Origin of the sequence: Comamonas serinivorans (assembly GCF_002158865.1) — a bacterium.
In the GTDB taxonomy this organism is placed as follows: domain Bacteria; phylum Pseudomonadota; class Gammaproteobacteria; order Burkholderiales; family Burkholderiaceae_C; genus Comamonas_E; species Comamonas_E serinivorans.
In genome coordinates this window covers 2,924,708-2,939,597 of record NZ_CP021455.1, presented here as the reverse complement: position 1 = coordinate 2,939,597, position 14,890 = coordinate 2,924,708, and the positions used below count along the sequence as shown (strand labels likewise).

The window sequence follows — 14,890 nt, the reverse complement described above, 5'->3', positions numbered from 1 at the left end:
CAGCGGCCACTCGCTTCGTGCCGCTGCGGATGCAACGGCTCTGCGGCCTCCGCAGCCCGATGAATCGCCGGCACGCAGGCCGTCGGCTTCGGTCAATGGCGTCTCTGGTGTCTGGGTTGGGGTATGAGGCAGTTGCCGTCTCAAAATCAACGGCAGCTCAGTGATACTGCCTGTCTGTAGGCGGCGCCATGGGTTGCTCGCCCCGGCCGCCGGCCCGCGCCGCGGGGCGTGGCTTCGCTATGATGGCCCGTGTTGGCGGCGCCCGGCCTGGGTGGTGGCGCGGCCTGGCTACAGGAGACAAGCCCATGAGCGAAATCGAATCGGTTCTGGTCGAGAACCGCGTGTTCCCCCCCACGGCAGCGCAAGCCGCCCATGCCCGCATCCAGGGCATGGCGGGCTACGAAGCCCTGTGCGCTGAAGCCGCCGCCGACTTGCCCGCGTTCTGGGCCAAGCGCGCACGCGACCTGCTGGTCTGGCACAAGCCGTTCACGCAAACCCTGGACGACAGCCAGGCGCCGTTCTACCGCTGGTTTGCCGACGGTGAGCTGAACGCCAGCGCGAACTGCCTGGACCGCCACCTGGGCACACCGGTCGAGCGCCGGACCGCCATCGTGTTCGAAAGCGACGACGGCCAGGTCAGCCGCGTGACCTACAAAGAGCTGCTGGCGCGCGTGAGCCGCTTTGCCAACGCGCTGAAGGCCGAAGGCGTGCAAAAGGGCGATCGCGTCATCCTCTACATGCCCATGGGGGTCGAGGGCGTGGTGGCCATGCAGGCCTGCGCGCGCATCGGCGCCACCCATTCCGTGGTGTTCGGCGGCTTTTCGGCCAAGGCCCTGCAAGAGCGCATCCAGGACGTGGGCGCGGTGCTCGTGATCACGGCCAACTACCAGATGCGAGGCGGCAAGGAGCTGCCGCTCAAGCGCATCGTGGACGACGCGCTGGCCATGGGCGGCTGCGACAGCGTGCGCCGCGTGCTGGTGTACGAGCGCACGGCCACGGCCTGGGACAAGGTGGACGGGCGCGACAAGGGCTTTGCCGAGGCGCTGGCCGGTCAGTCCGACCAGTGCGCACCCACGCCCGTGGACGCCGAGCACCCGCTGTTCGTGCTTTACACCTCGGGCTCCACCGGCAAGCCCAAGGGCGTGCAGCACGCCACGGCGGGCTTCCTGCTCATGGTGCGCCAGACCTTCGAGTGGACCTTCGACTGGGCGGCCGACGACGTGTTCTGGTGCACGGCCGACATCGGCTGGATCACCGGGCACAGCTACGTGGCCTATGCGCCGCTGGCGGCCGGGGCCACGCAGGTCATCTTTGAAGGCGTGCCCACCTATCCCGATGCCGGGCGCTTCTGGCAGATGATCGAGCGCCACAAGGTCAGCATCTTCTACACCGCGCCCACGGCGATCCGCTCGCTCATCAAGGCGGCCGATTCGGACGCCACGGTGCACCCGCGCAACTGGAACCTGGACAGCCTGCGCGTGCTCGGCTCGGTGGGCGAGCCCATCAACCCCGAAGCCTGGATGTGGTTCTACCGCGAGGTGGGCCACGAGCGTTGCCCCATCGTCGACACCTTCTGGCAGACCGAAACCGGCGCCCACGTCATCACGCCGCTGGCCGGCGTCACGCCGCTGGTGCCGGGCTCGTGCACCCTGCCCATGCCGGGCGTGGACGTGGCCATCGTGGACGAGAGCGGGCAGGACATGCCCAAGGGCTCGGGCGGCATGCTGGTCATCCGCAAGCCCTGGCCGAGCATGATCCGCACCATCTGGGGCGACCCTGAGCGCTTCAAGAAGGCTTATTTCCCGCCCGAGCTGGGCGGGGGCGTGTACCTGGCCGGCGATGGCGCCGTGCGCGATGTGAAGACCGGCTACTTCCGCATCACCGGCCGCATCGACGATGTGCTGAACATCTCGGGCCACCGCATGGGCACCATGGAGATCGAGTCGGCCCTGGTGGCCAAGACCGACCTGGTGGCCGAGGCCGCCGTGGTCGGGCGCCCCGATGACCTGACCGGCGAGGCCATCTGCGCCTTCGTCGTGCTCAAGCGCCCGGTGAAGGATGCCGCCGACGGCGCCGCCATCGCCAAGACGCTGCGCGACTGGGTGGCGCAGGAGATCGGGCCCATCGCCAAGCCCAAGGAAATCCGCTTTGGCGACAACCTGCCCAAGACCCGCAGCGGCAAGATCATGCGCCGCCTGCTGCGCAGCCTGGCCAAGGGCGACGCCATCACGCAGGACACCAGCACGCTGGAGAACCCCGCCATCCTGGGGCAGCTCGATCAGAAGTACTGATCGTTTGACATTCTAGGGTATGCCCCTGTCGCCGTTTGTGGATGAACGGCAGCAGGGGCATACTGCTTTTAAGGGGCAGGCCACTGCGCCGTGGATCCAGGCGACTCGACGGCAGTGCCTTGGCCGGGCCTGGCTTCTGCACCGCCGTGTGATCGACATGCTCATGGCCGGCGGGGCCATGGGGCACCCGCTTCGGGGATGGGCTGTCGGGCCCCGATCTGACCACCGGATGGCCAAGCGCCTGAACCTCTCGGGGGAGGGCGTCGAACTGTGCCTGGCCGTCAGGCCTGGACCCGCAGCGACGCGCGCAGCATCTCGCGGTAGTCCTCGGCGCTGGCCTCGCGCGGGTTGGTGGCGTGGCAGTGGTCGGCCAGCGCGCCGGCCGTGATGCGCTCGAAGTCGGCTTCGGTCACCCCCAGCTCGGCCAGGCCGCTGGGCAGGTTCAGGCGCGCGTTCATCTCGACCAGCGCGGGCACCACGTCGCTGGCCGACGCGTGGCCCATGGCCTGGGCCAGCCGGGCCAGCCGCTGGTCGGCCTGCACGCTGGCGGCGCTGGCGTTGAAGCGCACCACGGCGGGCAGGAACAGGGCGTTGAGCGTGCCGTGGTGCAGCCTGGGGTTCACGCCGCCCAGGCTGTGGCTCAGCGAATGCACACAGCCCAGGCCTTTCTGGAACGCCATGGCGCCGTGCATGGACGCGGCCATCAGGTTCAGCCGGGCGTCGCGGTTGCTGCCATCGCGCGTGGCGGTGTCGATGTGGGCCCAGCCGCGGCGCAGGCCTTCCAGCGCGATGCCGTCGGCCGGCGGGTTGAAGGCCGCGGCCATGAAGGTTTCCATGCAATGCGCGATGGCGTCCATGCCGGTGGCGGCCGTCAGCAGCGGGGGCAGGCCCAGCGTCAGCTCGGGGTCGCAGATGGCCGCGCGCGGCACCAGCGACCAGCTGTGAAAGCCCAGCTTGCGCCCGTCGTCGACGATGAGGATGGCGCCACGCGCCACCTCGCTGCCGGTGCCCGAGGTGGTGGGCACGGCGATCAGCGGCGCCACGGCCTCGGTGATGCGCGGCGAGCCGCCTTCGATGGTGGCGTAGGTCTTGAGCGGTCCCTCGTGCGTGGCGGCGATGGCCACGCCCTTGGCGCAGTCGATGGCACTGCCGCCGCCCAGGGCGATCAGGCCGTCGCACCCGGCCTGGCGGTACAGGCGCGTGGCGGCGCGCACGGCGCCTTCGGTGGGGTTGGACGGGGTTTCGTCGAAGATCGCCGCGGGCACGTCGCCCAGCGCCTGCAGCACGCGATCGAGCAGACCCGCCGCGCGGATGCCGGCGTCGGTCACGATCAAGGGACGGATGATGCCGACGCGTTCGCACTCGCCGCGCAGCTTGCGCACGGCACCGAAGTCAAACTCGATCTGGGTCACATAGCGGATCTGGGACATGGCACAACAGCTCTCACAAAGGGGTGCCCGTTTCGGGGCGATTCCTGACGCCGGCCGGCGTGGCGCGCGGCCATCGGCTCAGGGTCAACGCGGGGACCCCAAGCCACAGCACACGCTCTAGCATTCAGGCGCCGCCAATCTATCTGGCGCGCTGGAGACTGCCCATGCGCACATTCCCTTTGCCCTCGATTCACGGCCGGCTCACGTCCGGCTCATCCACCCCGGCCACCGCGTGGCGCCTTGGCCTGGCGGCGGGCTGCGCCGCCCTGTTGGCCGGGTGCGCCGGCCAGGCCATCCAGCAGGCCGAGGCGCCCGGGTGCCTGGATGCCGTGGCCGTAGCCGCGCTGACCAGTGCCTACGAGGCACGCATCCCGGCCGACAACCCGCCGGTCAACCTGTCGCCGGCCGCCGCCGCGTGTTCGCGCGCCAAGTTTCAGGCCGAGACGGCGCGGCTCACCGGCCCGCTGGTGGGCTACAAGGCCGGGCTCACCAACCCTGCGGTGCAAAAGCGCTTCCACACCGATCAGCCCGTCTGGGGCAGCCTGGGCAAGGCCATGCTGCTGACCAGCCCGGCACAGGTGCCGGCGCAATTTGGTGCCCGGCCCGTGTTCGAGGCCGACCTGCTGGTGCGCGTGAAGGACGCGCGCATCAACCAGGCAAGCACGCCCGAGCAGGTGCTGGCCAGCGTCGACCAGATCGTGCCGTTCATCGAGCTGCCCGACCTGATGGTGCAAAAGCCGACGGACCTCAACGGCAACGCGCTCACCGCCATCAACGTGGGCGCCCGCCTGGGCGTGACGGGTGCACCGCTGGCCGTGCCGGCCGAGCCCCAGGCCCAGGCCACGCTGGTGCGCCAGCTGGCCGACATGCGCGTGCACCTGCGCGATCAACACGGCAAGTCGCTGGCCGAGGGCAAGGGCGCCGATGTGCTGGGCAACCCGCTGCAGGCCGTGGTCTGGCTGGCTGGTGCGCTCAAGGCCGAAGGCCGGTCGCTGCAGCCGGGGCAGTACGTCAGCCTGGGTTCGTTCTCGCCGCTGCTGCCGCCCAAGGCCGGCCTGCAGGTCAACGTGCACTACGAAGGCGTGCCCGGCCTGGCTGCGGCGCAGGTCAGCTTTCGGTGAGCGAGTCAGGGGTATGCGACAGCATGCGATGAATTTGAATCGGAAACCATGGCATACCCCGTAAAAATTCTTGTCGGTTCAAGGGGCAAAACCCGACTGGCCGCCCTGACGCACCAGCCCCGCACACCGGCACCCAACGCGCGTCGCGTCGTCGCCAGCGCACCTTGGCCGCTCGCGACCGCTCGGGGTCAAAGCGCGCGTGGAGCGAGGATGCGGCGGCGGCCCGGGTGATGGAACACCTGCAGCCGGTGGCGTCGCCCACATCCCTTGGCGGGGTCTGCGCACGCGGGCAGGGCGGCCGCAGCGGGAGTCGACCTGGAGTTGGGCCTGTGGCTGGCGTTCGCGGTTTGGCTCGAAGCCAGAGGGATTTCCTGCGGGCGGTCATGCCGACGCTGAGCATGCGGCTGCCGTACTCGAGCGCAACTGAACACCAACCGCGCCACAGCGTGTCGCCGAGGCGAACAACGCGCGGGCCTTGCTGTGGGGGGCCTCCCCCCGTCGGCGGTTGGCGGGCTCTGCGACCAGGGCCAGGCCGGCCCGCCCTTGCGTGGCGATGTCGGTCATGCCGGACGGCGGGGCGCATCGGCGCCTGCGCATGAGACGATGCAGGCTTTCCTGCCTCGACTGCTGTGCCATGTCCACCACGCCCCTGAGCCACGACGAAATCCTGCACCTGTTGACCCCGGCCATGCGCCAGCTGGTTCAGCACATCGAGCGGGCCAAGCGCCCGGCGTTCCACACGCTGCCCGTGGCCCAGGCCCGCGCCGCATACGATGGCGTGGCCGGCTTGCTCGACGTGCCGCCGCCTGACCTCGCCCGGGTGCAGGCGCTGCGCATCCCCACGCGCGACGGCGCCGAGATCGGCGCGCGCCTCTATGCGCCGCGGCCGCAGGGCGAGGGCGATCCGCTGCCGGTGCTGATGTACTTCCACGGCGGCGGCTTCACCGTCGGCAACCTGGCCACGCACGACGTGCTGTGCCGCGTGCTCAGCGTGCAAAGCAGCGCGGCCGTGGTCTCGGTGGATTACCGGCTGGCGCCGGAGTACCGCTTTCCCACGGCCGTGCACGACAGCTGGGACGCGCTGGACTGGCTGGTGCGCGAGGCCGAGGGCTTGGGCCTGGACGGCCGCCGCTTGGCGGTGGGGGGCGACAGCGCTGGCGGCACCCTGGCGGCCGTGGCGGCCGTGCACGCCCGCGACATCGGCCTGCCGCTGGCGCTGCAGGTGCTGTTCTACCCCGGCACCTGCGCGCATCAGGACACACCCAGCCACACGCGCTTTGCTCACAGCCCGCTGCTGGACGAGGCGCTGATCACCTGGTTCTTCCAGCAGTACATCGACGAGGTCGACCGCGAGGACTGGCGTTTTGCCCCGCTGGTGTCGGCCGATGTGGATGGCGTGGCGCCGGCCTGGATCGGCCTGGCTGAAGTCGACCCGCTGGTGGACGAGGGCGTGGCCTACGCCGACAAGCTCCGCATGGCGGGCGTTCCGGTCGAGCTCGAGATCTACCGCGGCGTGACCCACGCCATGATGACCATGAGCCGGGCCATCGCCGAGGCCCGCCAGGCCCAGCGCGATGCCGCCAAGGCCTTGCGCGACGCGTTCGGCTTGCGGTGAGCGAGTGGGGTATGTAGTGATGCTCGTTTGAAATTGAACGGGAATGATGGCATACCTGTCACATTGGGTTTGAGGAGGCACCGATCATGAATCACCCGCACTTTGGCGAGCTGGACACCTCGAGCATCGAGGGGCGCGATGTCGTCTGGGAGCGTGACCTGGTCCTGGAGGGGCAGGCGGTGGACGTGGCGCTGTGGGCCGATGCCGGGCAGGTGCTCGACCCCGGCATGCTCGACGCCTTCGCCAGCCTGCTGCAGGACCTGGCCGGCGTGGATGCGCGGGCCCGTGTGCACCTGCTGGCCGAGCTCGAGGCCGACGACGACTTCATCACCTACCACACCGACGAGGGGGAGAACTTCCCCGGCCTGGCCGCCATCGCGCCCGACGGCGCCATCACGCCCGCGGCGTTCGTGCAGGCCATGCGGCTGACCCATGCCTCGCTGTGGGCCGATGGCCTCGTGGTGCTGGACTACCAGATGGACCCCGAGCACAGCGACCAGATCCTGGCCGTCAAACTCGATCCGCAAGGCCAGCTGCAGGAGATCGCCTGGGAAAGCTGAGGGCCTGCCTGCGCGGCGCGAGCCGGCGGATGGCGATGGGCGGTGCGCGTCGACCCCCCCGATGCGCGAGCGCAATCCCCGGTGCATTCGATGCGCGAGCAAGGTGCGAGACGCCACCAGGACGCCAAGCTAGACGCCAAGAGCGCACGCGAGTCTCGACACGGCTGGAGCCGGCGTGCACCAAGCCGCAACCCGGACATCTCACGGGGGCGTGCCGGCGCCAGACCCCTGTGGGAGAATGAGGTGGCCATGGTCGCAGCCACATGCGGCCATGTGACACATGACAAGGAAGCGCCATGAGTTCGTTTGATCCACCCTTTGAAATCCATGTCCATGGCGACATCAAACTCCGGCCCGATGTGGGTTTTGAGGCGGTCCAGGAGGCGCTCAAGCCCCTGTGGTCGTACGCGGGCGCCCGTTCGCTCACGTCCGGCGCCGGCAGCCTGTACGAGGACGAGCCCGGCATCCGCGTTGACCCCAAGGAGCACATGCTGCAGATGTGCTGGACCGTGCGCGGCGACAACGGTTTTCGCCAGCAGCTCGACGACCTGTGCATGAACCTCAACGACCTGTCCGAGACCGGCGCCCAGATCGAGGTGACGTTCTACGACGCCGAGTTCGACGAGGAAGACGAGGCCGAGGGCCGTGAGTCGCGTGACGATTTCGTCATGCTGTTCGTGGGCCCCACGCCCGCGGCCATCATGCAGGTGCAGCGCGATTTGCTGGTGCAGGACGTGATCGGCCTGATGGAGCGCCACTTCGACGCCAGCGAACTGAGCGGTGTCGTCGGCGAAATCGACAAGCTGTTCGGCGAGCGTTTCGAGGCCCTCACCAGCTCGCTCGACCTGAGCCGGACGCCGCGCGGCGGCTCGGGCTCGGGCGGCCATGCGGGTGGCCGGCGGCCTCGTCACCTGCATTGAGCCCGGTGGCGCAAGCTCGTCGGCCGGCGTGATGCCCGCGCGTGTGAGCGACGCCTCGGCAGGGCTTGCGCCGGCTGGCGATCCGCCCGCTTGACGGGCTTTTTCGCCCCTGCGGGCGGCCAGGGCGCCGCCGTAAAAAACGGCTTCTTTCGCGAAAACGCGACAGGCGGGGCGTTACACTGCGGGAAATTCACACGATTGTCACAATCAAGTGGCAGCTTCTCCCCGGAGTATTCATCCCATGCTGTTTGCCAAACTGTTGCCCAAAGAGGGCAATTTTTTTGAGCTGTTCAACCGGCATGCATCCCACATCATGGATGCCGCAAACGCGTTCGAAAGGCTGGTGGACAACTATGCCCAGGCCGACCAACGCGAAGAGCTCGCCCGCGCCGTGGACGAGGCCGAGCGTGCCGCCGACGAGGTCACGCGCGAAACCTCGCGCCTGCTGCACACCACCTTCATCACCCCGATCGAGCGCGAACACATCCACGCCCTCATCAACCTGATGGACGACGTGGCCGACCTGTTCCAGGACACGGCCGAGGCCTTGTACCTGTACGACGTGCGCGAGGCCTCGCCCGCCATCAAGGAGCTGACGCAGGTCTCGGTGCAGTGCTGCGCCAAGGTGCAGCATGCCGTCAGCCTGCTGGGCAAGGTCAAGGATCCCAAGGTGGTGGCCGACGCGCTCAAGACCTGCGAGGAGATCGACAAGCTCGAGGACCAGGCCGACCGCGTGATGCGCTCGGCCATCAGCGCGCTGTTCCGCGAAGAGCCGGACGTGCGGGAGGTGCTCAAGCTGCGCTCCATCTACGAGCTGCTCGAGACCGTGACCGACAAGTGCCAGGACGTGGCCAACCAGATCGAGGGCATCGTCCTCGAGAATTCCTGACCACCCGCCAGACAGTCTCAATCATGGAAGCAATGCAGACTGCACTGTGGGTGGTCATCCTCCTGGTGGCCCTGGCCCTGGTGTTCGACTTCATGAACGGGTTTCATGACGCCGCCAACTCCATCGCCACCGTCGTGTCAACGGGGGTGCTGCGGCCCACGCAAGCCGTGGTGTTCGCGGCGTTCTTCAACGTCATCGCCATCTTCGTCTTCCACCTGTCGGTGGCGGCCACGGTGGGCAAAGGCATCGTCCAGCCGGGCATCGTGGACACGCATGTGGTGTTCGGGGCGTTGATCGGCGCCATCGTCTGGAACCTGATCACCTGGTATTACGGCATCCCCAGCAGCTCGTCGCACGCGCTCATCGGGGGCATCGCCGGCGCCGTCATGGCCAAGTCCGGTCCCGATGCGCTGATCCTCAGCGGCATTGGCAAGGTGGCGGCCTTCATCGTGATTTCGCCGGTGCTGGGCTTCATCCTGGGGTCGCTGATGATGGTGCTGGTGGCCTGGATCTGCCGCCGCGCGCGTCCGCTCAAGGTCGACCGCTGGTTCCGCCGCCTGCAACTGGTGTCGGCCGGGGCGTACAGCCTGGGCCACGGCGGCAACGATGCCCAGAAGACCATCGGCATCATCTGGATGCTGCTCATCGCCACGGGCTACAGCGCGCCCGGGGCCGAAACCCCAGCCACCTGGGTCATCGTCTCGTGCTACCTGGCGATCGGCCTGGGCACCATGTTCGGCGGCTGGCGCATCGTGAAGACCATGGGCCAGAAGATCACCAAGCTCAAACCCGTGGGCGGCTTCTGCGCCGAAACGGGCGGGGCGCTGACCTTGTTCATCGCCACCTTCCTGGGCGTGCCGGTGTCGACCACGCACACCATCACGGGCGCCATCATGGGCGTGGGCTCGACCCAGCGTGCCAGCGCCGTGCGCTGGGGCGTGGCCGGCGGCATCGTCTGGGCCTGGATCCTGACCATTCCGGCCAGCGCCGTGGTGGCCGCGGTGGCCTATGGCCTGAGCACGCTGCTGTTCTGATCGGTTGAGCAAGGGGTATGGGGCTGTTGCCGTTCAATGATGAACGGCAACAGCCCCATACCCCTTTTGTCTTTCATTGAGACATCTTGCGGGCTTCTTCGATCTGGTACTCAAAGTAGTGCTGAAAGCTGAAGGCCAGCGTGGCCATGAGCACGGTGGCGCCGATCAGCAGTGACGCCACGACGCACCAGATGGTCAGCCAGCTGGTGGCGCCGGGCGCGGCGTCGGCCGGCTGGCCGGGGTTGTGGCGCGCGTTCCAGGCCTCGGTGTTGCTGAGTCCCATGACGATGGCCGTGAGCGAGGTGGCGGCCACCGTGGCGCCCAGCAACGGAATCAGCACCCAGCTGAGCCGATCGTCTTGCCCCAGCGTGGCCACCCGTTCCAGGCCATAAAGGCCCAGGGCGGTGGGGATGGGCAGCAGCCAGCCCAGCCAGTCGCCCAGGCCGTGCAGGTAAAAGCGGTGCAGGCCCAGAGGCCCACCCAGGAAACTCAGCCAGGCGGCCACGGTCTTGTGTTTGGGACGTGCGTTCATGCAGTGCGAATCAGGAGAAGGCCCGGGGTGAAGGGTTCGCCCGGGTGACTGGCGCCGGAGGCCAACCCATTGTGGCAGAGCGCCTGCGGGGGCTTGAGCCCCAGGCGTCAGGCGGCTGTGCGCAGGGGCTGCCGGGACGATTTCCGGCGGTGGTTTGTGCGACGGGTCTGTGACATCGTATAATCCAAGGCTTTTCAGTGTGTCGCTGGCCGGGTGGCCATGTCGCGTGTCTCAAACGCTGGAAGAATTTCTTACCACCCACTGGATACCCAACATGGTTGTCATTCGTCTCTCGCGCGGCGGCTCCAAGCATCGCCCCTTCTTCAACATCGTCGTGGCCGACAAGCGCGTTCGCCGCGATGGCCGCTTCATCGAGCGTCTGGGTTTCTACAATCCCCGCGCCACGGGCGGTGAAGAATCGCTGCGCATCGCCCAGGACCGCCTGGCGTACTGGCAAAGCGTGGGCGCACAGGTGTCGCCCACCGTGGCCCGTCTGGTTGCTCAGGCTCCCAAGCCTGTGGCCGCTTGATCTCGCGTCACGCTGACGTGAATTCCGCATCGCCCGCCCAGCTGCCCGACGACGCCGTCGAAGTGGGGCGTGTGCTCGATGCCTGGGGGGTCAAAGGTTGGTTCAAGCTCACCCCCCACAGCGCCTCGCCCGAGGCGCTTTTTTCTGCCCGCACGTGGTATCTGCAGCCGTCCGAGCGCGGCGTGCCCCGGTTCGCTGGCCCCCTGGTGCTGCAGATCGACCAGGTCAAGCCGCATGCCGACGTGATCGTGGCCACGGCGCCCGAGGTGCCCGATCGCACTGCAGCAGAACAGCTCAAGGGCGCACGCATCTACGTTTCGCGCGCCGAGTTCCCGCCGCCCGAAGAGGGCGAGTACTACTGGGTCGACCTCATGGGCCTGACGGTGGTCAACCGCGAAGGCGTGAGCCTGGGCGAAGTCGCCGACCTGATGGCGGCTGGTCCGCAGACCACCCTGGTCGTGCACCAGACGGTGGATGACAAGCTTCAAGAGCACCTGATTCCGTTCGTGGATGCCTACGTGGATGGCGTGGACCTGCCCGGCAAGCGCATCACGGTGGATTGGCAGCCGGATTACTGAGCCCCTGCGGCGCTTGGGCGCCGAGCTGCGAAGCTGGCGCGGGTCTGTGCCGTGAAGCTCAGGGACTTGGGACACAACGTCGACACCCAAACGCCATCTTCGCCGGCTGGCTGCTGAACAAGGCTTCGCTGCGCGCCGTCCAAAGCCAGCAACGCTCGGCCCGTTCTGCCCCGACGCCTCGCCGATCGGTAGGCCCGTGGCATCGCAACGACCTGCGCCAGCCTGACGCCCGCGATCTGCCTGAGTCGGCAGCCCCATCGCGTATCGAAAGGTGAGCCATGGCTTACTTCCTGCGCGCGAGCCTGCTTTCCGAGGCGTCTTTTTGCCATCTGTTGAATGCAGCTTGCACGCCTCCCCAGAGGTGCGTTGAGCAAAATCTACCAGCCAGTATGGGGCTGTTGGCAAAAGTCCTTCAATCGGATGATGACCTATACCTCCTGACATGGTTCGGGGCGCGCCTCTTTCTGTGTCTGAGCTTGGGTGTCAGCGCCCGCCTGCCCGCCATGAAAGCTCATGGACTCGCATGCTGATGCCAGGGCGAACTTCGCGGCGCCTGACGGGGGCCGCCATGTGCCCGAAAGATCCACCGCTGCGGGCTCAGGCTTGAGGCTGAAGGTGCGCCTCAGAACGCCGTCTGCTGACCCGTGGCCCAGGCCTGCAGCTGGTCGCGCCAGGCGGGCACGGCTTGCTGCAGCCAGTCGGCTGGTTTGCCGGTGGGGGCGATGTGCAGGCCCAGGTGCTGGCCGGCGGCGTGCAGGGCGGCCGTCGGGTCACGCAGGTCCAGCGCACGCGCGCCATTTTGTTTGCTGAGCTTCTCGCCGTTGTCGCCCCGCACCAGCGGGGTGTGCAGGTAGCGCGGTGTGGGCAGGCTCAGGGCCCGTTGCAGCAGGATTTGGCGGGCCGTGTTGTCGGCCAGGTCTTCGCCGCGCACCACGTGGGTCACGCCCTGGGCGGCATCGTCCACGACCACGGCCAGCTGGTAGGCCCACAGCGCGTCGGCACGGCGCAGCACGAAGTCGCCGACCTCGTCACTCACGCACTGGTGCTGGGCGCCCAGCCGGCGGTCGCGCCAGGTCGTCAACGGGGCGGGCGCGTCCGGGGGCAGGCCCCAGCGGGTGTCGAAACGCCAGGCCCGCGCGGGTTTGCCGCGCAGGCCGCCGTGGTCGGGTCGGCAGGTGCCGGGGTAGGGCAGGATGTGGTGGCGCCTGGCTTCCAGGTGCGCGGCGGCTTGCGCGGTGGCGATGTCTTTGCGCGAGCAGCCGCAGGGGTATGCAGCCTGTTCCGTTTTCAGGCCATCGAGAGCAGCCTGATACTCGGCATCTCGCTGAGATTGCCAGCACACCGGCTCGTCGCTGGTCAGCCCACACGTGGCCAGCTGCTGCAGGATGCCGTCATCGGCCCCTGGCTGGCAGCGGGGCGTGTCCACGTCCTCGATGCGGACCAGCCAGCGCCCGCCATGCGCCCGCGCATCCAGCCAGCTGGCCAGGGCGGCAACGAGCGAACCCGCATGCAGCAGGCCAGTGGGGGATGGGGCAAAGCGGCCCACGTAGGGCAGGGCGCCCTCTGGCGCGGGTGGGCGGTCGCCGGCCGCCGTGCCAGGTGGCGCGCTCATGCCCGGGGCTCCGGCTTGGCGTCGTCGACCAGGGCATCGGCGGCGTCACCGGGGCGCGCCAGGCCACGCTGGGCCAGCGTCCGCAGTTCGGGGTGGATGTGCTGGGCGTTGGGCGAGGGCGTGGCCGCACCTTCGGGTGTCAGGTCGCCGGGCGCCACACCGAGCAGGGCGGCGCGCGTGACCGGGTGCTGCAGTTGGGCGATCCACCACTGCAGGGCCTTGCCCATGGCTTGGGCATGGCCGTGGCGCCAGGCCATGCACAGCCGGACGACGCGCTCGCGGCGCGCCACGGGCAGCTCCAGCAGCTCGCCGCGCGCCAGGGCGGGCGCCACCAGCCATTCGGGCATGAAGCCGCCGCCCAGGCCGTGCACCATGGCCTCGAGCTTGGCGGTGAGGCTGCTGACCGTGAAGGTGGGCTGGCCGCTCAGCAGCCCCACGCTCATGCGCTGACCGGCCGAGCCGGAGTCGGCCACGACGACCGCGCGGTGGCGCACCAGGTCGGCGTCGGTCAAGGGCGTGGGCAACTGGGCCAGGGGATGGCCAGGCGCGACGCAGAACACGAAGCGCTGGTCGCCCAGCACCTGCACGGTGATTTCGGGGCCCAGCGTGTCGGATGGCATTTCCACCGCCCCCAGCACCAGGTCGGCCGCGCCGCGCTTGAGGGCGAGCCAGCAGCCGCTGAGGATTTCCTCGCGCACCCGCAGCTGTGTCGGCGGGCCACCGGGTGCTTCCAGGGTGTAAAACTGTTCGCACAGGTCCAGGAAGGCGCCGGGCCGGATCACGCCATCGAGCGCGATCGTCAGCTGCGGCTCCCAGCCGGTGGCAACGCGGCGCACGCGGTTGGCGATGGCATCGAGCTCGGTCAGCAGGCGTTCGGACTCGGCGAGCAGGGCGCGGCCCGCCTCGGTCATCACGGCCTGCCGGGCGCTGCGGTCAAACAGCAGCACGTCCAGCTGGTCCTCCAGCTGGCGCACGCGGTAGGTCAGGGTGCTGGGCACCAGGCCCAGCTCGCGCGCGGCGGCCGCAAAACTGCCCATGCTGGCGATGGTCTGAACCATGGCCAGGGTTTCAGGGGTGAGGACGTTGCGCACATCGCGGTGGCTGGGCATGCGGACAAGGCTGGGTAAAACGACGATGGTAGCGAATCGAGAGCAGCCCCGAGGCCGCGGGCCCACCCACCTTGGTCAGGGTCGTCCGCCCAGGGAAAATGTGTCTTCCCTGGGAATCGGTTGAATGACGTGTAAGCCTTGTTGCTGGATCCGAATATGGGGAAATATGTCCTACAGCCAGCGGGCTGAATGGCCGACCCCCAAAACGGGGCCACCGATTTAACCTGAAGGCCTGTTCACTTCAGGAGAAAACATGAAACGCACATGGACCTGTCTGGTTGCATCGGTGTTCATGGGGCTCAGCGCCAGTGCATTTGCCCTGACCGCCGCAGAAATGAAAGCGGAACGGACCCGCATCGAAAGCACCTACAAATCGGCCATGGAAAGCTGCAAGCCCATGAAGGACAACGCGCAGGACATTTGCGAGCAGCAAGCCAAGGGCAACAAAAAGGTGGCCGAAGCCGAGTTGCGCCTGAAGGACAAACCCAGCGAGAAAGCGCGTTACGACGCCCGAATGGCCAAGGCGGACGCCGATTATGACGTGGCCAAAGAGCGCTGCGACGATTTGAGCGGCGAGGCGAAAGATGCCTGCGTGAAGGACGCCAAAGCCGTTCACGACAAAGAAAAAGCCAATGCTGAAATGAAATGATTCATTTCAGGCAACCAATTC

Annotated in this window: 14 protein-coding genes; 10 read left to right on the top strand and 4 right to left on the bottom strand. The window is 68.1% G+C overall.

Features of this window, described 5'->3' with window-relative positions:
- Positions 1-305: 305 nt before the first annotated feature.
- On the top strand, positions 306-2,291 hold the full coding sequence (acs, locus tag CCO03_RS12400; protein WP_087281488.1) for an acetate--CoA ligase: 1,986 nt from the start codon (positions 306-308) through the stop codon (positions 2,289-2,291).
- Positions 2,292-2,572: 281 nt separating this feature from the next.
- Here the strand turns inward: acs and CCO03_RS12395 are convergent, their stop codons facing one another.
- Complete coding sequence (locus tag CCO03_RS12395) at positions 2,573-3,721, bottom strand: iron-containing alcohol dehydrogenase (RefSeq protein ID WP_087281486.1); 1,149 nt, start codon at positions 3,719-3,721, stop codon at positions 2,573-2,575.
- Between the two features lie 164 nt (positions 3,722-3,885).
- Here CCO03_RS12395 and CCO03_RS12390 point away from each other — a divergent pair, with 164 nt between their 5' ends.
- The 6 genes from CCO03_RS12390 (at position 3,886) to CCO03_RS12365 (ending at position 9,860) form a co-directional block, all read left to right on the top strand.
- Positions 3,886-4,842, top strand: coding sequence for a 2-keto-4-pentenoate hydratase (locus tag CCO03_RS12390; RefSeq protein ID WP_157667667.1), 957 nt, complete (start codon positions 3,886-3,888; stop codon positions 4,840-4,842).
- A gap of 634 nt (positions 4,843-5,476) precedes the next feature.
- On the top strand, positions 5,477-6,457 hold the full coding sequence (locus tag CCO03_RS12385) for an alpha/beta hydrolase (protein WP_236903794.1): 981 nt from the start codon (positions 5,477-5,479) through the stop codon (positions 6,455-6,457).
- 86 nt (positions 6,458-6,543) lie between these two features.
- Positions 6,544-7,017: a DUF2004 domain-containing protein gene (locus CCO03_RS12380; protein ID WP_087281482.1), complete on the top strand. Its 474-nt coding sequence runs from the start codon at positions 6,544-6,546 to the stop codon at positions 7,015-7,017.
- 296 nt (positions 7,018-7,313) lie between these two features.
- A complete protein-coding gene (locus CCO03_RS12375) occupies positions 7,314-7,937 on the top strand; it encodes a DUF6806 family protein (RefSeq protein WP_087281480.1) in 624 nt (207 codons plus the stop codon).
- A gap of 241 nt (positions 7,938-8,178) precedes the next feature.
- The gene (locus tag CCO03_RS12370) at positions 8,179-8,826 is read left to right on the top strand and encodes a DUF47 domain-containing protein (RefSeq protein ID WP_087281478.1); all 648 of its coding nucleotides are present in this window, start codon (positions 8,179-8,181) and stop codon (positions 8,824-8,826) included.
- Between the two features lie 23 nt (positions 8,827-8,849).
- Entirely contained in the window at positions 8,850-9,860 is a 1,011-nt protein-coding gene (locus CCO03_RS12365; RefSeq protein WP_087281476.1) for an inorganic phosphate transporter, read from the top strand.
- A 73-nt stretch (positions 9,861-9,933) separates the two neighbouring features.
- On the opposite strand, the gene CCO03_RS12360 is transcribed toward CCO03_RS12365, so the two are convergent.
- Positions 9,934-10,392 (bottom strand): TM2 domain-containing protein, encoded by a 459-nt coding sequence (locus tag CCO03_RS12360; RefSeq protein ID WP_087281474.1) that lies wholly within the window; start codon positions 10,390-10,392, stop codon positions 9,934-9,936.
- A 274-nt stretch (positions 10,393-10,666) separates the two neighbouring features.
- On the opposite strand from CCO03_RS12360, the gene rpsP reads away from it, so the two are divergent.
- Together rpsP and rimM are read left to right on the top strand one after the other, a co-directional pair.
- Positions 10,667-10,921, top strand: coding sequence for a 30S ribosomal protein S16 (rpsP, locus tag CCO03_RS12355; RefSeq protein ID WP_087281472.1), 255 nt, complete (start codon positions 10,667-10,669; stop codon positions 10,919-10,921).
- A gap of 17 nt (positions 10,922-10,938) precedes the next feature.
- Positions 10,939-11,499, top strand: coding sequence for a ribosome maturation factor RimM (rimM, locus tag CCO03_RS12350; RefSeq protein ID WP_087281470.1), 561 nt, complete (start codon positions 10,939-10,941; stop codon positions 11,497-11,499).
- Positions 11,500-12,121: 622 nt separating this feature from the next.
- On the opposite strand, the gene gluQRS is transcribed toward rimM, so the two are convergent.
- Both gluQRS and CCO03_RS12340 read right to left on the bottom strand, forming a co-directional pair.
- Positions 12,122-13,111 carry a tRNA glutamyl-Q(34) synthetase GluQRS gene (gene gluQRS / locus CCO03_RS12345; RefSeq protein ID WP_087281468.1) on the bottom strand — a complete coding sequence of 330 codons (990 nt, stop codon included), beginning with the start codon at positions 13,109-13,111 and terminating at the stop codon, positions 12,122-12,124.
- Positions 13,108-14,220 carry a LysR family transcriptional regulator gene (locus CCO03_RS12340; protein WP_087281466.1) on the bottom strand — a complete coding sequence of 371 codons (1,113 nt, stop codon included), beginning with the start codon at positions 14,218-14,220 and terminating at the stop codon, positions 13,108-13,110. The genes gluQRS and CCO03_RS12340 overlap by 4 nt, the downstream gene beginning before the upstream one ends.
- Positions 14,221-14,473: 253 nt before the next feature.
- Between CCO03_RS12340 and CCO03_RS12335 the strand changes: the two genes are divergently transcribed.
- Complete coding sequence (locus CCO03_RS12335) at positions 14,474-14,869, top strand: hypothetical protein (RefSeq protein WP_157667666.1); 396 nt, start codon at positions 14,474-14,476, stop codon at positions 14,867-14,869.
- Positions 14,870-14,890 lie beyond the last annotated feature (21 nt).